This window comes from Kitasatospora brasiliensis (genome assembly GCF_032654805.1).
Lineage (GTDB): Bacteria > Actinomycetota > Actinomycetes > Streptomycetales > Streptomycetaceae > Kitasatospora > Kitasatospora brasiliensis.
In genome coordinates this window covers 368325-386093 of sequence record NZ_JAUOOW010000002.1, presented here as the reverse complement: position 1 = coordinate 386093, position 17769 = coordinate 368325, and the positions used below count along the sequence as shown (strand labels likewise).

18 protein-coding genes and 1 tRNA gene are annotated in these 17769 nt (G+C 73.7%); 6 read left to right on the top strand and 13 right to left on the bottom strand.

Features of this window, described 5'->3' with window-relative positions:
- Positions 1–7: 7 nt before the first annotated feature.
- The 7 genes from QWJ13_RS09615 to QWJ13_RS09585 all read right to left on the bottom strand — a co-directional run bounded on the left by QWJ13_RS09615 (position 8) and on the right by QWJ13_RS09585 (position 6505).
- Positions 8–781, bottom strand: a complete 774-nt coding sequence (locus QWJ13_RS09615) for a MerR family transcriptional regulator (protein ID WP_316522482.1) — start codon at positions 779–781, stop codon at positions 8–10.
- Between the two features lie 70 nt (positions 782–851).
- The gene (locus QWJ13_RS09610) at positions 852–2078 is read right to left on the bottom strand and encodes a hypothetical protein (RefSeq protein ID WP_316522480.1); all 1227 of its coding nucleotides are present in this window, start codon (positions 2076–2078) and stop codon (positions 852–854) included.
- A 137-nt stretch (positions 2079–2215) separates the two neighbouring features.
- Positions 2216–3343 carry an LPXTG cell wall anchor domain-containing protein gene (locus QWJ13_RS09605; RefSeq protein ID WP_316522477.1) on the bottom strand — a complete coding sequence of 376 codons (1128 nt, stop codon included), beginning with the start codon at positions 3341–3343 and terminating at the stop codon, positions 2216–2218.
- A gap of 276 nt (positions 3344–3619) precedes the next feature.
- A complete protein-coding gene (locus tag QWJ13_RS09600) occupies positions 3620–4198 on the bottom strand; it encodes a flavodoxin family protein (RefSeq protein WP_316522474.1) in 579 nt (192 codons plus the stop codon).
- A gap of 147 nt (positions 4199–4345) precedes the next feature.
- Positions 4346–5230, bottom strand: a complete 885-nt coding sequence (locus QWJ13_RS09595) for an NAD(P)-dependent oxidoreductase (RefSeq protein WP_316522472.1) — start codon at positions 5228–5230, stop codon at positions 4346–4348.
- Positions 5231–5341: 111 nt separating this feature from the next.
- Positions 5342–5782 carry a YunG family protein gene (locus QWJ13_RS09590; protein WP_316522470.1) on the bottom strand — a complete coding sequence of 147 codons (441 nt, stop codon included), beginning with the start codon at positions 5780–5782 and terminating at the stop codon, positions 5342–5344.
- Positions 5783–5944: 162 nt separating this feature from the next.
- Positions 5945–6505, bottom strand: coding sequence for a GlcG/HbpS family heme-binding protein (locus QWJ13_RS09585; protein WP_316522467.1), 561 nt, complete (start codon positions 6503–6505; stop codon positions 5945–5947).
- 336 nt (positions 6506–6841) lie between these two features.
- Here QWJ13_RS09585 and QWJ13_RS09580 point away from each other — a divergent pair, with 336 nt between their 5' ends.
- Positions 6842–8119, top strand: coding sequence for a sensor histidine kinase (locus QWJ13_RS09580; RefSeq protein ID WP_432277472.1), 1278 nt, complete (start codon positions 6842–6844; stop codon positions 8117–8119).
- 13 nt (positions 8120–8132) lie between these two features.
- Positions 8133–8765, top strand: coding sequence for a response regulator (locus QWJ13_RS09575; protein ID WP_316522463.1), 633 nt, complete (start codon positions 8133–8135; stop codon positions 8763–8765).
- A 526-nt stretch (positions 8766–9291) separates the two neighbouring features.
- Here QWJ13_RS09575 and QWJ13_RS09570 read toward each other — a convergent pair.
- Entirely contained in the window at positions 9292–9819 is a 528-nt protein-coding gene (locus QWJ13_RS09570) for a hypothetical protein (protein WP_316522462.1), read from the bottom strand.
- A gap of 380 nt (positions 9820–10199) precedes the next feature.
- Here QWJ13_RS09570 and QWJ13_RS09565 point away from each other — a divergent pair, with 380 nt between their 5' ends.
- A complete protein-coding gene (locus QWJ13_RS09565; protein ID WP_316522461.1) occupies positions 10200–11318 on the top strand; it encodes a glycosyltransferase in 1119 nt (372 codons plus the stop codon).
- Between the two features lie 29 nt (positions 11319–11347).
- Here the strand turns inward: QWJ13_RS09565 and QWJ13_RS09560 are convergent, their stop codons facing one another.
- Together QWJ13_RS09560 and QWJ13_RS09555 are read right to left on the bottom strand one after the other, a co-directional pair.
- Positions 11348–11935, bottom strand: coding sequence for a cysteine hydrolase family protein (locus QWJ13_RS09560; RefSeq protein WP_316522458.1), 588 nt, complete (start codon positions 11933–11935; stop codon positions 11348–11350).
- Positions 11932–13176, bottom strand: a complete 1245-nt coding sequence (locus QWJ13_RS09555) for an MFS transporter (RefSeq protein ID WP_316522457.1) — start codon at positions 13174–13176, stop codon at positions 11932–11934. The genes QWJ13_RS09560 and QWJ13_RS09555 overlap by 4 nt, the downstream gene beginning before the upstream one ends.
- Positions 13177–13301: 125 nt before the next feature.
- Between QWJ13_RS09555 and QWJ13_RS09550 the strand changes: the two genes are divergently transcribed.
- The gene (locus tag QWJ13_RS09550) at positions 13302–14234 is read left to right on the top strand and encodes a LysR family transcriptional regulator (protein ID WP_316522455.1); all 933 of its coding nucleotides are present in this window, start codon (positions 13302–13304) and stop codon (positions 14232–14234) included.
- A gap of 52 nt (positions 14235–14286) precedes the next feature.
- Here QWJ13_RS09550 and QWJ13_RS09545 read toward each other — a convergent pair.
- Positions 14287–14360: transfer RNA gene (locus QWJ13_RS09545), tRNA-Gly, on the bottom strand.
- 275 nt (positions 14361–14635) lie between these two features.
- Between QWJ13_RS09545 and QWJ13_RS09540 the strand changes: the two genes are divergently transcribed.
- Both QWJ13_RS09540 and dcd read left to right on the top strand, forming a co-directional pair.
- Positions 14636–14857: a hypothetical protein gene (locus QWJ13_RS09540; protein ID WP_316522453.1), complete on the top strand. Its 222-nt coding sequence runs from the start codon at positions 14636–14638 to the stop codon at positions 14855–14857.
- 81 nt (positions 14858–14938) lie between these two features.
- Positions 14939–15514 (top strand): dCTP deaminase, encoded by a 576-nt coding sequence (gene dcd, locus QWJ13_RS09535; protein ID WP_316522451.1) that lies wholly within the window; start codon positions 14939–14941, stop codon positions 15512–15514.
- A 119-nt stretch (positions 15515–15633) separates the two neighbouring features.
- On the opposite strand, the gene QWJ13_RS09530 is transcribed toward dcd, so the two are convergent.
- Positions 15634–16524: an alanyl-tRNA editing protein gene (locus tag QWJ13_RS09530; RefSeq protein WP_316522448.1), complete on the bottom strand. Its 891-nt coding sequence runs from the start codon at positions 16522–16524 to the stop codon at positions 15634–15636.
- A 95-nt stretch (positions 16525–16619) separates the two neighbouring features.
- The gene (locus tag QWJ13_RS09525) at positions 16620–17522 is read right to left on the bottom strand and encodes a Yip1 family protein (protein WP_316522446.1); all 903 of its coding nucleotides are present in this window, start codon (positions 17520–17522) and stop codon (positions 16620–16622) included.
- Positions 17523–17769: the final 247 nt, after the last annotated feature.

Below are 17769 nucleotides of genomic sequence, written 5' to 3'. Positions count from 1 at the left end.
CTCCGGACTACGCCTGCTCGCGCCGGTCCGCGTTGGCGAGGATCGCGTCGTGCAGCCACCGCGCCAGGCCCGGCGCGATCTTCTCGTAGGTGTCGGTCCAGCGCGGGTCGGAGACGTACAGTCCGCCCAGACCGCGGTGGATGGTGAAGGTGCAGTCGTAGAAGTTCCGGCAGATGTGCTGCCGGTGCTCCTCGGCGAGGTCGGTGGCCACCGTGCCGTCGGCGGGCTCACCGGCGGTGAGCGCCGCGGCCAGGCGGGTGTTGAGCTCCGTCATCTCGGCCTGGATCCGCTGCCAGTCGGCCTTGGAGTAGCCGCCGGTGCGGCGCTGCGACTCGGCCCAGGCCTCGGTGTCGCCCCAGCGCTGCTCGGCCTCCTGCTCCCAGCCCTCCTGGTAGCCCTCGCCGAAGATCTCGAACTTCTCCTCCGGGGTCAGCTGAATGCCCATTCTCCGTGCCTCCATGGCGTGTTCGACGGCGGTGGCGAGTTCCTGGAGGTGCCTGATCCGGTCGGTGAGCAGCCGGTGCTGCCGCCGGAGGTGTTCGCTCGGGCTGACCGAGTGGTCGTCCAGGATCGCCGCGATCTCCTCCAGGGGGAAGCCGAGTTCTCGGTAGAAGAGGATCTGCTGCAACCGGTCGAGGTCGGCGTCCACGTACCGGCGGTAGCCGGAGCTGGTCCGGCCGGCCGGGGACAGCAGGCCGATCTCGTCGTAGTGGTGCAGGGTCCGGACGGTCACCCTGGCGATCTTCGCCACGGTGCCGACCGAGTAGTCCTCACTGGCCATCGGGGTTCCTCCCTGGTGCTGACCACCACCCTCGGCTCTCACGTCGCGTGAGGGTCAAGCCGTACGGGGGTCAGGCGGTGTGGGCCGGCTCCGGGACCCGGTACGTGCCAGGGTCGGCGCCGCCGTCGCCCGACGGTCCGGACCGCCGCTTGCGGCGGGACCGCTGGGTGGGCCAGAACAGCACGTACGCGGCGGAGACCACCACGAAGGCCAGCCGGACGAAGCCGCGGGCCGCGTCGGACGGGAGGAGCAGCGTGCCGCCGTACAGCGCGGCCAGCGCGATCCAGCTCCACCACGGGACCAGCCGCTTCTGCCCGACCGCGTCCCAGAGCAGGGTGCCGAGCAGGATCGAGGCCGTGTAGTACGTGTAGACGCTCGGATCGAGCAGGATGCGGGCGTCCGCGCCGAGCAGCACCACGGCCGGCCAGCGGCCGCGCCAGACGGCGACGCAGCCGAGCCCGATGCCGAGCGCGAACTGGGTCGGGCGGTCCCACCAGGGGGTGGCCGGGTCGGTGACCCCGAACCAGCGCAGCGCGGAGGCCGGCTGGTTCGGGATGGTGAACTTGGCGGCCGCCATGGTGTCCAGGTTGCCCAGGTAGAACGGCAGCCAGGCGATCGCCACCAGGGCGCAGAACCAGAGCGCGGTGCGCAGCCAGGCGGGCCGGGGCAGCGCCAGCATCAGCGGCGCGAAGGCTATCGCCCAGGGCTTGGAATCGACCGCCAGCGCCAGGAAGAGCGCGACCTGGACGGGCTTGCCGCGGGCCAGGGCGTGCGCGGCGAGGGTGGTGAAGAACAGCGCGAGGACGTCGTCCAGGTGCGCGAAGCGGACCGAGACCTCGACCCACATCGGGATGAACGCCAGCCCGGCGATCAGCAGCCGCTGCTGGAGCCGGCGGTGGTTGATCCCGGTGCCGAGGTAGTACAGGGCGGCGGTGCGGCCGATCACGACCAGCATCACCAGGCCCAGCCCGGCGCTCACGGCCTCGGCGATCACCTGGCCGGTGTGCGGGGTGAACGGGGCGGTGAGCCGGGCCGCGGCCAGGCTGACCGGGCCGATCTGGAGCTCCGGATGGTGGGCGTAGAGCGACAGGCCGCCGTCGGGCTGGTCGCTGAAGAGCAGCTGTTCGCCCTGACGCAGGTAGTGCCAGGAGAAGCCGCCGCTGGGCTCGACCAGGAAGAACCAGAGCACCGTCCAGGCCGTCAGCAGGACGTGGTGCCTCCGGAGCGGCAGTCCCGCGATCCGCCCGGTCGTCGCCTCGTAATCGGTGGTGGCCCGTGCCGTGCGTGCTTCCCGCACCTGTCCTCTCCCCGCCGTTCCGCCCCCCTCCGGCCGGACATCCTATGTGACGGATGAGAACCGGCCGTGCCGCCCGCACAACCGTCCGGTGGACGGTGCGGGCGGCACGGTCAGTGCTTCGGGGGCGGCTGCCCGGGTCAGCCCTGCTGGGCGCCCTTGCGGCGGCGCAGCACCACGAGGGTGCCGATGCCGGCCACCAGGACGGCGCCACCGGTGGCCGCGATGGCGGTGGTGTGGTCACCGCCACCGGTCTGGGCCAGGGCCTTGTCGTCGTCGTCCGCGGCGCCCTTGGCCTTGTCGACGCCGCCCGGGGTCAGCGGCGGCGGGGTGACGACCGGGGGCTCCACCGGGAAGTCGATCGGGCCCGAGGCGTCGCCGCTGCTCTCGGCCGGGGCCGGGGAGGTGGCGGAGCCGGAGGGCGTACCGGTGGCCGGGGTGGTCGGCTGCTGGGTGGGCGTCTCGGTCGGCTTGCCGGTGGGCGTCTCGGTCGGCTTCTCGGTCGGCGTGGTGGTCGGCTTCTCGGTCGGCGTGGTGGTCGCGGTGGCCGACGGGGAGCTGCTGACGGTCGGGCTGGGCTTGCCCGTGGGGCTGGGCTTGCCGGTGTGCGTCGGGGTCGGCTTGCCGCCGCCCGGCGCCTTGATGACGAAGCCCACGCCGCCGTCGCAGCTGAGGTGGCCGTTGTCGACCGGCTGGTGGCTGGTGTCGTCGAGCTGGGCGGCGAAGACGACCGGCACGACGCCGGCCCGGCCGAGCGGGGCGTCGTCGCCGAAGGAGGCGCGGACCTTGATCGGGACGTGCTTGCCGCGGTTCACCCCGAGCAGGTCGTCGTCGACCGGGTTGCCGGCCGCGTCGAGGGTGCCGAGCATCATCAGGACGGAGTCGTCCTTCTTCCCGCTCTTGTCGGGGGCGACCACGGCGGTGCGCCACTCGCCCTTGGGCAGCTTGTACTGGACCTTGAGGTCCTTCGCCTGGAGCGAGCCCGCCTTGTTCTTGAACTTGAGCAGCGGGATGAAGACGAAGTCGTGCTTGGTCTTGTTCTCGATCTCGAACGTGAACTCGCGGGCGTCACCGCCGGCGATGAAGGTGCCGGGAACGCCGTCCAGCGAGAGGTCGAGGCTCGCGTGCGATGCCTTGTCGGCCTGGGTGGCGACGGCGGACGGGGTGCCGGTGGCGCCGACGGCCATGGCGCCCTGGGCGCCGGCCAGCACGAGCGAGGACGCGAGCGCGGCGGCTCCGGCAAGGGCAAGACTGCGACGTATGGACAAGGAGACCTCACGGAAGTGTCCGGGCGAGGCCCGGGCGCGAGGGGGCCGCCGTGAACGCCGCGAAACCCCCCGCGAAGCTGAAAGTCCGACGGAGAGTACCGAACGATCCGACCGGCCCGGAAGGCGGGTGGCACGCCGCGTTCCGCACCGGGGGAAAGGATGCCCGAATCGTCCAACTCTGGCTATCCGTAAGGCTTTTGCATCGATCCGGAGGCGCCGCCGACGAGGGCGCGCAACGGGTGACGGGCACACGTCCGCAGGACGGTGCCGCAGGCGTCAACCCGCGAAGAAGGACTTGGCCGCGATCCGCGCCCGCTCGTCGCGCAGCACGTCCCCCGGGCGGGTGCCGTTGCCGAGCAGCGCCCCGCCCCAGCGCATCCCCATGTAGTCGGCGGTCAGCCGCAGCGAGCCGATCAGCGGCTCGGCCAGGTGCTCCTCGCCGGCCAGGACGGTGACGCCCCAGATGGTGCCGCCGCGCATCCTGTCGCGGAAGTCCACCCCGGCCGCGCGGAGCCAGGCCGACCAGTAATCGAGGTAGAGCTTGGCGCTGGTCGGCAGCGAGTACCAGTACACCGGCGCGACGAAGACCAGGTCGGTGGCCGCCAGGGTGGCCTCCAGCAGGGCCAGCTCATGGCCGGCCGGCTCGGGGTAGCTGCCGTCACCGGTGTGCCGCAGGTCCCGGAAGGGCGGCAGCGGGTGGTCGTCCAGCCGCAGCCAGCGCTGCTCGGCGCCGGCCGGCAGGCTCGACTCGGCGGCCAGCCGGGCGAGGCGGGCCGAGTTGCCGTCGGGGCGCGCACTGGCGTCGAGGAACAGGAAGCGGCGCGGCGCAGCGGCGCCGGACGGCTGATCGGCCATCAGAACTCCTCCGTCGTACGGGCGGTGCGGACGCAGGAGTGAGCAACCGTCGAACGTCGTCCTATTCCACTGCCGTTCCGGCCCGCTGCCGTCCCTTCCGTACGCACGGCAACTACCCTTGCCCGCACCGGAGGTCGGCGTCGGCGGTCAGTCCGGCAGCCCGGCGCGGCGGCGGGCGACGGCGGCGACCGCGGCCCAGTCCTTGTCCCCGTCGCCGTGGGCCAGCGCGTCCAGGAAGGCGTCCCGCAGGATGCTGCCGAACGGCAGCGGAACGTTGCGCGCGGCCCCCGCCTCCAGCGCGAGTCCGACGTCCTTGAGCCCCAGCGGCAGCCGGAACCCGGCCGGCTCGTAACGGCGTTCGGCCACCATCGCGCCGTAACCGGAGTGGATCGGCCCGGGGAAGAGCGTTCCGGTGAGCATCTCGACCAGGTCGGTCGGCCGGACGCCGTGGGCGTCGGCCAGGCTGCACGCCTCGGCCATCGACTCGATCGCGCAGGCGATCAGGAAGTTGGCGCTGATCTTGGCCGTGTTGGCCTGCCGGGGGTTCTCGCCGAAGTGCCAGGTGCGCTCGCCCATCGCGGCGAACAGCGGCTCGGCCCGCTCCAGCAGCTCGGGCGCGCCCGCGACCAGGATGTTCAGCCGCCCCGCCGCCGCGACCGGCGGCCGGCCGAGGACGGGCGCGGCGACGTAGCCGATGCCGTGCTCGGCGTGGACCGCCTCGGCCCGCTCGGCGAGGGCGAGCGAGACGGTGGCCATGTTGACGTGCAGGCTCGCCTTGGCCCCGGCCAGCAGGGCCCGGTCCAGCAGCAGCTGTTCGACCGCCGTGTCGTTGGCCAGCATGGAGACCACGGTGTCGGCCGCGAACACCTCGGCGAGCGAGCCGGCCGCCTCCGCGCCCTCGGCCACCAGGGCGGCCACCGGCTCGGGCGAGCGGTTCCAGACCCGTACGGTGTGGCCGGCCCTCAGCAGGCTGCCGGCCATGCCGCGCCCCATCGACCCCAGCCCCACGAAACCGATCGTCTGCCCGGTCATCCGTGCACTCCCTCGCTCGCCGACACCGCCGCTGCTCCTGCTCGTACGCGATCGCACTGTACGTCAGGAGGCGGCGGCGGAACGGCGGCCGCTACGGACCCGCGTGGTGGCTCACGCGCAGGCCCGAGCCCGGGTGACGTGGGACGGCACCCGGGTGCGGTCGGCGGCCGCGCCGCGCTCCAGCTCGGCGACCACCCGGCCGCGCAGCAGCTCGTACTGGGCCTGGAGCCGGCCGGGGCGGGTCGGGCGGGCGACCGGGCGGCCGGGGCCGACCAGCTCGTCCGGCCCGAACTGCTCACGGGTGAGGTCGATCTCGAAGCCGGTGACGAAACGGTTCCACCAGTGGAGGTCCGTCCGCACGCCGTCGACGTACACCTCGCCCATCATGAGCTCGCCGCCGAGCAGGTCGTTCACCACCATCGCCGTCACCCCGCACTGGCCGCGGGCGGGATTGTCGGGACGCCAGTGGGCCAGGTCCTCGGGCGCACAGGTGTCGACACCCCAGGAGGAGCGGATCGCACGTTCGATGTCGTTGAGGGTCCACGCCGTCATACCGGGAAGCCTGCCACGCGCCACTGACAGCGGCACCGGCTTTTCGAAGGGTCATCCCGTGTTCTGCGGCGACCCTCCCGGCGTTCACCCGAACGAGGCAAAGACCCGGCCGGCCCGGCTCCTTGCACGGAGCGGGCCGGCCGGGCGGTGTCCAGGGGGACGTCACTTGGCGAGTTCGGCGACGCCGGCCTGCGCGAACTGCTCGTCCAGGTCGCCGCTGGGCGCGCCCGCGACGCCGACGGCCGCGATCGGAGCGCCCTTCGACTGGATCGGGGCACCGCCGGCCAGGAACAGGGTGCCCGGGATGTCCTTCAGGTTCGGGGTCTGGGCCAGCCGCTTGGCCAGCTCCGAGGTCGGGGCGTTCCAGGACACCGCGGTGAAGGCCTTGCGCTCGGCCGACACCGGAGCCTGCGGGCCGGCACCGTCGCCCTTCAGCAGCACCCGGGTGACGCCGTCACGGTCGACGACGGCGACCGAGACGTGCTGACCGGCCTTGGTCGCCGCGTCCAGGGAGGCCTGGGCGGCGCGGGTGGCGGCCTCGATGGTCAGGCCGCTGCTCTGGGCGAGGTTCTTGTTCTGGGTGTCGGCCTTCGCGGCGGCCGGGCCGGCCGGGGTCTCGGAGGACTCGGCGCTGGCCGAGACGGCGCCCACGGTCGCGGCGGCGAGCGCGGCGGCGGCGACGGTGCCGGTCAGCACCCGGGTGCGCACGGAGGTCTTCTTCATGGTGGTCCAGCTCCTCAAGCGGGTCTGCGGGGTGGTGTGGTGCGGCGGGGGTGCGGCGGGTTCGGGGGCCGCCTGGTTGGGGGGCCGCCGGGCCTTGCGGGGGATCGCCCGGCGGCGTGCTTCGATCCTCCGGCCGGGGACGGGCCCGCCACATCGACGGACCGGCGCGAACGGCCGGGCGGGATGGTGGACGGCCGCGTCAACCGATCGGCTGATGCGGACCCGGCCCGAACGGGTCACCATCGAGGGATCGACGCAGGTCAGTGCGGGTCGGCAGGACCGGTACGGGCCGGCGCCGACCGCGCCCGCGCCACCCGCCCAGCCAGGAGCCCACCCGTGCAGCAGCCCCGCCCGACCGCCGGGCACCACGGCGTGCCCGGCGGTGCCACCGACCACGGTTCCACCGACCACGACGGCGCCGACGACCCGGACGCGGGCCGGCTGGCGGTCCTGCTGGACTCGGCCTTCCTGCTGCTGCTCGCCGCCTCGCTCAGCCGCTACCTCGGCCACCACTCCGGCAGCGCGCAGGCGCCCTGGGTGATCGGGCTGAGCGCCGCCCTCGCGGTCGCCCAGCCGGCCGGCTCCTGGCTCGACCACCACCGCCCGCCCGCCCCGGGCCGGCCCCGCCGGTGGCCGTCGGCCCTGGTGGTGCTGCTCTGGGTGGTGCTGGTGCTGCTCGCGCCGAGCTTCGCCTGGTGCGCCGTCCCGCTGATCTACACCGCGCTGCGGGCGCTGCCGGCGAAGGCCGCGATCCCGCTGGTCGGCGCGCTGACCCTGCTGGTGGTGATCGCCGAGGTCCGGCTGCCCGGCGGCGCCGACGCCACGCTCGTCCTGCTGCCGCCCGCGGTGGCCGGGCTCGCCACCGGGGTCTTCCTCTTCATGGCCCGGCAGGCCGCCCGGCAGCGCGCGCTGATCGCCGACCTGGTCCGCACCCGGCGCGAACTCGCCGCCACCGAACGGCGGGAGGGCACCCTGGCCGAGCGCGGACGGCTGGCGATGGAGATCCACGACACCCTGGCGCAGGGCCTGTCCAGCCAGCAGATGCTGCTCCAGGCCGCCGAGCGCACCTGGGACACCCACCCGGCGACCGCCCGTGCCCATGTCCGCACCGCCGCCGAGGTGGCCGCCCGGAACCTGGCCGAAGCCCGCCGCTTCGTCCACGACCTCGCGCCGGCCGAGCTCTCCGACGGCCGGACGCTGGACCGGGCGCTCCGGGCGCTGGCCGAGCGGGAGTCCGCCGAGAGCGGGCTGCCGGTCCGCTTCCACCTGGACGGCGCGCCCGTACCGCTGCCGACCGCCGCGCAGTCGGCGCTGCTGCGGATCGCCCAGGGCGCGCTGGCCAACGTCCGCGAGCACGCCGGGGCCTCGGCCGCCGCGATCACGCTCTCCTTCCTCGGCGACCAGGCCGTACTGGACATCGCCGACGACGGGCGGGGCTTCGCTCCCGACCCGGCCGGTCCCGGAGGCGGCGGCGTCCAGGGCGGGGCCGGGCGCGGGTACGGCCTGCCGGCGATGCGTGCCCGGCTGCGGCAGCTCGGTGGCAGTCTGACCGTGGAGAGCAGCCCCGGCGAGGGCACCGTCGTCTCCGCCGCGATCCCGATGGAACACCGATGAGCCTGGAGCACTGATGGACACGACTCCCGTACGGCTGCTGGTCTGCGACGACCACGCCGTGGTGCGGGCCGGGCTGCTGGCGCTGCTGGCGAGCTCGGGCGACATCGAGGTGGTCGGCGAGGCGAGCACCGGGGAGGAGGCCGTCGCCCTGGCCGCCCGGCTGGCGCCGCAGGTCGTGCTGATGGACCTCCAGCTCGGCGACGGCATCGACGGGGTGGAGGCCACCCGGCGGATCACCGCCGTCCCGGGCGGGCCGCACGTCCTGGTGCTCACCACCTACGACACCGACGCCGACATCACCCGGGCCATCGCCGCCGGCGCCACCGGCTACCTGCTGAAGGCCGAGCGGCCGGAGGAGCTGTTCGCCGCCGTGCACGCGGCCGCGCGGGGCCGGACGGTGCTGTCGCCGCCGGTCGCCTCCAAGGTGATGGCGCGGATGCGGGCACCCGCGCGGCAGCTCACCGAACGCGAGCAGGACATCCTCGGACAGCTGGCGCAGGGGCTGGGCAACCGGGAGATCGCCCGGGCGCTGTTCATCAGCGAGGCCACGGTGAAGACCCATCTCGGCCGGATCTACGACAAGTTGGGCGTGGACACCCGGGCGGGCGCGGTGGCGGTGGCGAAGGAACGCCGGCTGCTGCGCTGATCCGCCGCGGCTGCGCTGGGCGCTCGCCCGGTGTCGCTGTGTACTGCCATGATGCTCGGAATGTCGGATTCCGCGCCGGCGCCCGACTCGGACCCATCCTCGGCGTCGAGGCGAACAGCCACCCTGACAGGGACACAACTCCCTGGTCGGAGGCCCTTCCGGGCGCCCCGGAGGGCTCGGCACATTGTGGATTTTTCGTGGATTCCACTATTGACAAACCAACCACGCGGTTTGTTACCGTTGATCAACGACGTCCCCGGGGTGGGGGGCTCGCCGGGGCCTGTGCGGACCGCTCTCGCCGGAGGGTGTAGCCAGGGGGGAACGGTGGGCGTGCCGGGGTGTCGGGGGGAGCGGCAACACCGAAGCCGCTCGACGAGGAGGCGTGGAGCGTGTCCGGGGGGACTCGCTCCACGCCTCCTCTTCCCATCCCCGCAGGTCGGACCAGCGCGGGCCGAACCGGCGGGGGCCGAACCAGCGCGAGCCGAACCGGCGCGAGCCGAACCGGCGGGTGCCGAACCGGCCCGGGTCAGACCAGGGCGCTCCAGTACGGGCAGCTCACGTACGGCAGCGGCGGCACGCAGTGGTCGGCACTCCCGGACAGCACCGGGCCCCGCTCCGAGCGGGCCACTCCCGGCGAGCTCGCGGTCAGCCCGGCCTCGCCCGACTCGCCGAAGCGCAGCGCCAGCCGGTAGCCGTCCGGGGTGGTCGCGGCGACGCCGGGGCGGCTCCGGTCGGCGTCCAGCGAGGTGATCGTCCAGCCGCGCCGGCGCCAGTGCCGCTCCACCACGCCCACCAGCACCGCCCGCCGGGGCAGCGAGACGACGGTGAGGATGTCCCGGCCCCGGGTGACGTACCAGAGCAGCTCCGACTCCCGCCCCGGCAGCGGCAGTCGCGCCCCCGCCCGCGCCGGAGCCCCCTGCCAGACCGGCATCGGGCGGACGGCGTCCAGGGTCTCCTGGAGCAGCGTCTCGCAGCGTGCGGCGGCGTCGAGTTGATCGACCGCCGGTTCCGAGCCGAACCCCGACCCCGGCCGCCGGAGCGGCACGGCCGGCACGCCCCCGGGTCCGCCACCCGGACGTCCGACGTTCAGTTCGGCACCACCTGACTGCACAGGGCCCTCCGCGTTCCTCCCGGTGTTCAGGCCGGGCAGGCAATTCCGTCACTGCTTGGACGGCGGGCGGGTACGGGCAGTTCCGCTGCCCGTTCCTTCCCTCACCGTTCCCACACTTTCCGCCGCCTCGATGGTCGCGACCGGTGTTCGGACGGGCGGGCGGCCCGGCGTGCGGTCGGGCGCGCGAGAGCACGTCCGCGCTTGTCCCGCAAGGTTCACTCCAGAAAGTCCGATTACCACGCATGGTGATCTCTATTGCATTGACTGAACGTCAACTTCAAAGGTGAGACTGCCTTGTCAGCAGCATTCGCAAGGAGACCACCATGCGCATACTCTTCACCGGCCCCGCCGCGGCCGGCCACATCTTCCCGATGGTGCCCACCGCCCAGGCGCTGCGCGCCGCCGGCCACGAGGTGCTGTTCGCCACCGGACAGCCGCTCGACTACGTCCGCTCCGCGGGCATCCCGGTCGTCGAGATCGGCAACGGCCGGACCGCGCGGGAGCTCTTCGAGGAGCACCTCGGCGGCGCGGTCGAGTACGTCAACCAGGACAAGACCCAGGAGGAGATCTTCGACATGGCGGCGGGGGCCTTCGCCTACGCCTCCCGCCCCGACCTGGCCGGCCTGCTCGCGACCGCCACCGACTGGGGCGCCGACCTGCTCGTCCACGACTCCTTCGCCGCCGCCGCCCCGCTGGTCGCCGGCCGCCTCAAGATCCCGTCGGTGGTGCACAACTTCGGTGTCACCCCCGGCCGTCCGATGGCCGACTTGCTGGCCTCCCACGTGCCCGACCTGTACGAGGAGTACGGCCTGGCCGTCCCGGAGATCGCCGCGGTGCTCAACCTCGGCCCGCTCGGCGGCGACCCGGACGGCCTGCCGATGCGCTACGTCCCGTACAACGGCGGCGGCGTCGTCCCCGCCGAGTACCTTCGCCGGCCGGAGCGCCCGCGGGCGGTCGTCAGCCTGGGCACCGTGCTCGCCGAGCTCGACGGCCTCCGGTCGGTGGTCCGGCTGGTCGAGGCGGCGGCCGAGGTGGACGCCGACTTCCTGCTCGCGGTCGGCGGCACCGACCTCGCCCAACTCGGCACCCTGCCCGCCAACGTCCGCGGCCTGCCCTGGGTCCCGCTCAACGAACTGCTCAGCCGGGCCGACACGTTGATCCACCACGGCGGCGCGGGCACCATGCAGACCGCCCTCCAGGCCGGCCTGCCCCAGCTGGTGCTCCCGCAGGGCGCGGACCACTTCATCAACGCCGCGGCCGTCACCGCCACCGGCGCCGCCCTCACCTCCACCTCCGACGCCGTCGACACCCCGCTGCTCACCCGCCTCATCACCGACACCGCACTGCGCGACGCCGCCCACCGCCTCCAGGCCGACAACGCCGCCCTGCCCGCGCCGGCCGCCCTCGTCCCCGCCCTGGAGGACCTCGCCGCCCACCGCTGATCCCGCCTCGGCTGCCGGGGGCGGGCGGGTCAGCCGCCCCCGAGCAGCGAGCGCAGCTCGGCGGTGCCGACCACGTCGGCCCGGGACGGCAGGACCCGCTGGAGCAGCACCTCGTGGACCTCCTCGTCCGGGTCGGCGACGCCGTCGGACAGCACGAACAGCCGGTAGTCGCGGTCGGCCGCGTCGAGGACGGTGGACAGGACGGCCCCGCCGGTGCTCAGACCGGCGACGACCAGCGTGGTGATGCCGCGTTCGCGCAGCTGCGCGTCCAGGTCGGTGGTGGACAGGCCCCCGTAGCGGGTCTTGCGCACGAGGATGTCACCGTCCCGCGGCGCCAGCCGCTCATGGACGGCGGCGGCCGGGTCCTCGTGGTGCACGGCCCGGTGCCGGGCCAGCGGGGCAAAGGACTTGTTGGCGTCCGGGACAGCGGCCCAGTCGGCCTCGGTGAAGCCGACGCGCACCTGGACGACGGTGCCGCCCGCGGCCCGGACCTCGGCGGCGGCGCCGGCCACCCGGCCGAGCAGGGCCTCCCGATCGCCCTCCTCGGGCAGCGCGGCCAGGACGGCGGGCTGGCAGTCCAGGACGAGCAGCGCCGTGTGCGCGGGATCGATGGTCATGCGGATGTCCTCCGTGCCGTCGGGGTGCCCGGCGCGGCCGTCCCCTCGCCTCGCGGCAGCAGGACCGGGGTGGCCAGGATGAGCAGCCCGGCGACCACGAGCGTGGCGCGCGGGCCGGTGGCGGCGGCGAGCAGCCCGCCGAGCGCCGTACAGAGGGCGATGGACGCCTGCTGCCCGATCGACCAGGCCGACAGGGTGCGGGCGACGAGGTGCTCGGGGGTGCGTTCGAGCCGGTAGGTGGCGAGCACCGGGTTGAACAGGCTCATGTTGACGATGATCGCCAGCTCGACGGCGATCACGGTGACGAGGCCGACGACGCCGGGGCGGACGAAGGCCAGGCCGATCAGCCAGACGGCGCGCAGGGTGCCGACGGTCCGGAAGACCCGGTCCCGCCCGTAGCGGTCCACCACCCGCCGGGCCAGCCGGGAGCCGACGAGTCCGCCGAGGCAGGGCGCGGCGAAGGCGAGCCCGTACTGCCATGGGGCGAAGTGGAGTTGGCGGAGCAGAAGCACGGCGAGCACCGGTTCCGTGGCCATGATCAGGCCGGCGACGAGCATGTTGTTGAGGTAGAGCGCCCGCAGCCCCGGATCGCCCAGGATGTGCCGCCAGCCGTCGAGCACCGCGCCCGCCCGGACGGGTTCCTTGCCGCTCGGCCGCGGCGCGGCCTCCCGGCCGCCGATCGCGGCGATGCCCAGCGCGGAGAGCAGATAGCCGAGCGCGTCGGCCACCACCGTGGTGACCGGCCCGAACAAGCCGATCGCCGCGCCGCCGAGCGGTGGACCGACCGCGATGGAGCTCCAATTCGTCGACTCGAAGCGGGCGTTGGCCACCAGCAGGTCATCCGGCCGGACGAGCGCCTTGAGGTACGCGCCGCCGGCCGCGCCGAACGCGATCTTGGCCGCGGCCACCACCACCGACACCACCAGCAACTGGACGAAACCGAGGCACCCGAGCGCGTAGCCGACCGGGATCGACGCCATGGCCACGAACCGGACCAGGTCCATCGCGACCATGACCGGACGCTTGCGCCGGAACTCCACCCACGGCGCGAGCGGCACCGCGACCAGCGCGCCCACCGCGGGCCCCACCGCGGACAGCGCGGACACCTCGGCGGGCCCGGCACGCAGCACCAGCACCGCGATCAGCGGCAACGCCCCGAACCCCAGCCCGGACCCGTACGCGCTCACCGCGTACGCCGCCCACAGCCAGCCGAACCGCCGGCCCAGCCGTCTCCTGCCCACCGCGTGCCCCCGACCGCACAAACCGAAGTTGACCGGTGAGAGCCAACCGGAGGCCACTGTGGCCGGTCAAACAACCGCCCCGCCCTCCAGGCACAACCACGGGTTGTTCCCTAAGGTGGGTCGGCGTGGACCTCGAAGCAGTGCGCACCTTCGCCGCCATCGCGGAGGCCGGCCAGTTCCAGAAGGCCGCCGCCGACCTCGCGATCACCCAGCAGGCCGTCTCCAAACGCGTCGCCGCCCTGGAACGCGCCCTCGGCGTACGGCTGTTCACCCGCACCCCGCGCGGCGCCGAACTCACCATCGACGGCCAGGCGTTCCTGCCCCACGCCCGCGAACTGCTGCGCGTCGCCGAGCGCGCGGCCGCCTCCGTACGCGCCGGCCGCCGCCCGCTGCGCGTCGACGTGATCAACTCACGCGGCGCGGTCTCCGGCCTGATGCGCGGCTTCCACCACGCCCATCCCGACATCGACCTCGACGTGCTGATGCTGCTCGACATCGAGACCGCCGTCTCGGCCATCCGCTCCGGCACCATCGACGCGTCCTTCCGCGCCGTCGCCATGCCCGGCCGGCCGCTGCCCGCCGACATCGACTCCGCCCGGGTGCTCGACGAACCCCTCCAGCTCCTCACCGGCCCCGCCCACGCCCTGGCGGACGCCACATCGGTGACCGTCGCCGAACTGGTCGGCCACCGGATCTGGATGCCCGGCATCGTCCCCGGCAGCGAATGGGGCGCCTACTACGACGACCTGGCCGCCGAGTTCGGCCTCACCATCGAATCCACCGGCCCCAACTTCGGCTCCGACGCCCTCCTCGACACCATCGCCGACACCCCCGCCCTGGCCACCTTCATGAGCGAGCAGACCCGCCTCGTCTGGCCCTCCGGCCACGGCCTGCGCCGCATCCCGATCACCGACCCGACCCCCGTCTACCCCCACTCCCTCCTCTGGCACCGCGACAACCCCCACCCCGCCCTCCCCACCCTCCGCACCCACCTCACCCCCACCCCCGACACCCCCACCACCCCGACCTGGACCCCGCCCTGGGCCCTCCCCCGCTGACCGCCCCGGACAACACAAAAGCCGCAGGTCATATGACCTGCGGCTTTCGGTATGGAGCGGGCGACGAGAATCGAACTCGCGCTCTAAGCTTGGGAAGCTCATGTTCTACCATTAAACTACGCCCGCCTGATGAGCCGTCAGAGACCGCTCGATCCAGTGTCACTGTACCCCATCTGCGACGGTGGTTGCACAGGGGGTCGGGGGACGTGGCGGAGCGGGGTGGGGCGGGTGCGGGGGCGTACTGTTTGGGCCGCGTGCGAGTGCCCCGGTGGGTGGGGGTCGGGGCGGCGAGCCATGGCGAGGAATGTCCGGAACATCCCCTAATGTGACGCTGTCCCGGGGCTCGGCCGCCGGGGACGCGAGCACGGGTGAGTACGGGGTTAGGGATGGGAAGGGGATCGATGGAGCAGCGCGCCGTCGTTCGTTGTGCCGAGGGGCACCTGTTCAGCACCACCACGTTTCCGATGCAGAACCTCGGTCCGGGCCGACTCGGGCCCGGGCGGTTGATCCGCTGTCCGCAGTGTGGACGGCTGCGGAGCTCGGTGCTGGCCGACATGCGCGAGCTGTCGGAGCCGCAACTGGCGCGGGCGATGCGGCTGGAGGCCGCGGAGTTCCTGGCCTGACGACGCCGGACGGCGGACGGATGAGCAGGTGGGCCTCGGGCGGATTCGTCCGGGGCCCTTTCTTGCACGTAACCTCGAAGCGTGCTGCTCTCTGACAAGGACATCCGGACCGAAATCGACCTGGGCCGGGTCGTCGTCGACCCCTTCGACCCGGCGATGATCCAGCCGTCGAGTATCGACGTGCGCCTCGACCGCTTCTTCCGCGTGTTCGAGAACCACAAGTACCCCCACATCGACCCCTCCGAGGAGCAGCCGGACCTGACCCGGCTGGTCGAGCCGGACGGGGACGAGGCGTTCATCCTGCACCCCGGCGAGTTCGTGCTGGCCTCGACGTACGAGGTCATCACGCTGCCCGACGACGTCGCGTCCCGGCTGGAGGGCAAGTCGAGCCTGGGCCGGCTGGGCCTGCTCACCCACTCCACGGCCGGCTTCATCGACCCGGGCTTCAGCGGTCACGTGACCCTGGAGCTGTCGAACGTGGCGACGCTGCCGATCAAGCTGTACCCGGGCATGAAGATCGGGCAGCTGTGCCTGTTCCGGCTCTCCTCGCCCTCGGAGCACCCGTATGGCTCGGAGCGCTACGGCTCGCGCTACCAGGGCCAGCGCGGCCCGACGCCGTCCCGCTCGTACCTCAACTTCCACCAGACGAAGGTCTGACCGCGGGGCCCACGGACCCGCACGCACGACGGAGCGCACGCACGACGGGCGGCCAACCCTGGCAGGGGTTGGCCGCCCGCGGCGTTTCTCAGGCCCGCTGTCCTCAGGCCCGCTGTTCCTCAGGCCCGCTTGGGGCTGGTGACGGCGACCAGCTCGGTGCCGTCCTCGGACAGCCGCAGCTCGGTGCGCAGCTCGGCCAGCTCGCCGAGGTGGTGCAGGTGGGTGCCGCCGCAGAAGATCTGCGCGCCGCCCTCGGGCAGCTCGCAGTGCCACTGGCGGCGGGCGGTGAGCTCGGGGCCGGGCACCTCGATGCGGACCGGGGCGTCGGCGGCGACCCAGGCGGCGAGCCGGGCGTTGACGGCCTCGGTGAGGGCCGGCAGGGCGTCGGCGAGGGCCGGGAACTCCTCGGTGGCGTCCGCCGTGAAGCCCTTCTTCTTCAGCGACTTGCCGAGCCGGTAGGTGTCCGTGCTGGCCGCGGTGTCCATCACCGAGCCGGCCATGGCGAGGCTGTCGAAGTCCGGGTTGCCGAAGGCGTCCGAGCGGCCCGGGTCCTTGCGCCAGCGCGGGGCGAGCGCGGCGTTCAGGGCGAGGGCGAGCAGGTGGCAGCCGCTGTGCGAGGCGCTCAGGGCGGCCCGGCGCTCGGCGTCGACGGCGAGCGCCGCGGTGCGGCCGACGATGTCACCGGGGTCGGTGGCGAGGACGTGCAGGACCAGCCAGGACCATTCCTCGTCGCCGCGCCGGACCGGGATGTCGGCGCCGACCAGCGGCTCCCCGCCGTCCGGGCCGACGGCGCCGGTCAGGCAGTCGACGACGGCCAGCTCGGTGCCGTCCACGGTCAGGGTGCCGTGGTCGGCCGGCTGGTCGGGCCAGGTGTGGTCGAGCGGGTGGAACGGGGTCGCCTCGGTGACGACGGCGTAGCGGCCGTCGGCCAGCGGGTGCACCGCGAGCACCGGGGACTCGCCGGTCACCGCCCCGGCCGGGAAGCTGACGTGGGTGGTGGGGAGGGACATGCCTGCGCTCCGGTGAAGGTGGACGACGAGGGTGGGGCGGGCACGGCGCTCGGCCGTGACCCGCCCCCCATTCTGCCTTCCGCCCCTCGGGCCGATCAGCCCAGCGTCGGCAGCTTGATCAGCACCAGCAGGGCGACCAGCTGCACCGCCGAGGCGGCGGCGGCCTTGCCCCAGGGCAGGTCGTGCAGCCGTCGGACCATGCTGGTCAGCAGGTACCCGCAGAGCAGCCAGGTGACCCAGCCGAAGACCTGGACGACGGCGCTGCCGGAGGGCAGCACCAGGTCGAGCAGCAGCCGGGGCGCGTCGGTCAGCCAGCCGATCAGCGCGGCCAGGCCGATGGTCGCCTTCCACGGTCCGTCGCCGCCGAGCTGGCGGGCCAGCGCGTAGGTGACCGTGCCGAAGAGCGCGCCGGCCACGGTGAAGCCGATGGCGGCGGCGACCATGCCGGTCAGCGCCACGGTGAAGGTCGAGTTGACGATGTCGTCGTGGGTCAGCCCTATGCCGAGCACCGCGAGCGCGCCGTACAGCAGCGAGACGGTGAGGGCGGGCAGCCAGACCTGGTGGTCGCGGGTGCGGTCGAAGATCGCGGTCGGGGTGCGGAACAGGCCGACGAACAGCTCGCGCCAGTGCGGCCGGGGCCCGGCGACGTGCGGGGCGGACCGGCCGCCGGCCCGGTAGACGGCGACGTTGTCCTGCTCGTACGGCTGCTCGTACGACTGCTGGTACGGCTGCTGGTCGTAGCCCTGGTCCGGGCCGTAGCCCTGGTCCGGGCCGTAGCCCTGGTCCGGGCCGTAGCCCTGGTCCGGGCCGTACGGCGGCTGCTGCCCGTGGCCGTCGTCGTAGTGGCCGTGCTGCTGCCCCTGGTACGGAGGCGGCTGCTGCCCGTACGGCCCGCCGCCCGCGTACGGGTCGCCGACCGGGAAGGCCCGGGTGCTGCCGGGCCGGTCCGCCGCGTACGGGTCGTGCCCGCCCGGACCGTGCCCCGGCCCCGCGGGCACCCCCGGGTGCGTCCCGGTGAAGTACTCGGGCCCGTCCGTTTCCCCGTGTCCCCCGGACGCCCCCGGCGGCGGCGGAGGGGCCGACCACCCGCCGTGCGGACGGTGGGCGCCCTGACCGCTGTCGTATCGATTACCAGCCACGGTCCGACGGTACCGGTCCGACCGGGTGCGCGTCGGCCCCGGACGGAGCCGGGGCCGGTTTGCAGCGAGGCTGAGACGAACGGGCCCGAAAACGGGCCTACCGCTG

Excerpts from the sequence above, each read along its gene's own strand:
- QWJ13_RS09615 (WP_316522482.1), bottom strand. The coding sequence starts at position 781 with ATGGCCAGTGAGGACTACTCGGTCGGCACCGTGGCGAAGATCGCCAGG.
- QWJ13_RS09600 (WP_316522474.1), bottom strand. The coding sequence starts at position 4,198 with ATGGCCGATCAGCCGTCCGGCGCCGCTGCGCCGCGCCGCTTCCTGTTC.
- QWJ13_RS09595 (WP_316522472.1), bottom strand. The coding sequence starts at position 5,230 with ATGACCGGGCAGACGATCGGTTTCGTGGGGCTGGGGTCGATGGGGCGC.
- QWJ13_RS09590 (WP_316522470.1), bottom strand. The coding sequence starts at position 5,782 with ATGACGGCGTGGACCCTCAACGACATCGAACGTGCGATCCGCTCCTCC.
- QWJ13_RS09585 (WP_316522467.1), bottom strand. The coding sequence starts at position 6,505 with ATGAAGAAGACCTCCGTGCGCACCCGGGTGCTGACCGGCACCGTCGCC.
- QWJ13_RS09575 (WP_316522463.1), top strand. The coding sequence starts at position 8,133 with ATGGACACGACTCCCGTACGGCTGCTGGTCTGCGACGACCACGCCGTG.
- QWJ13_RS09565 (WP_316522461.1), top strand. The coding sequence starts at position 10,200 with ATGCGCATACTCTTCACCGGCCCCGCCGCGGCCGGCCACATCTTCCCG.
- QWJ13_RS09560 (WP_316522458.1), bottom strand. The coding sequence starts at position 11,935 with ATGACCATCGATCCCGCGCACACGGCGCTGCTCGTCCTGGACTGCCAG.
- QWJ13_RS09540 (WP_316522453.1), top strand. The coding sequence starts at position 14,636 with ATGGAGCAGCGCGCCGTCGTTCGTTGTGCCGAGGGGCACCTGTTCAGC.
- QWJ13_RS09530 (WP_316522448.1), bottom strand. The coding sequence starts at position 16,524 with ATGTCCCTCCCCACCACCCACGTCAGCTTCCCGGCCGGGGCGGTGACC.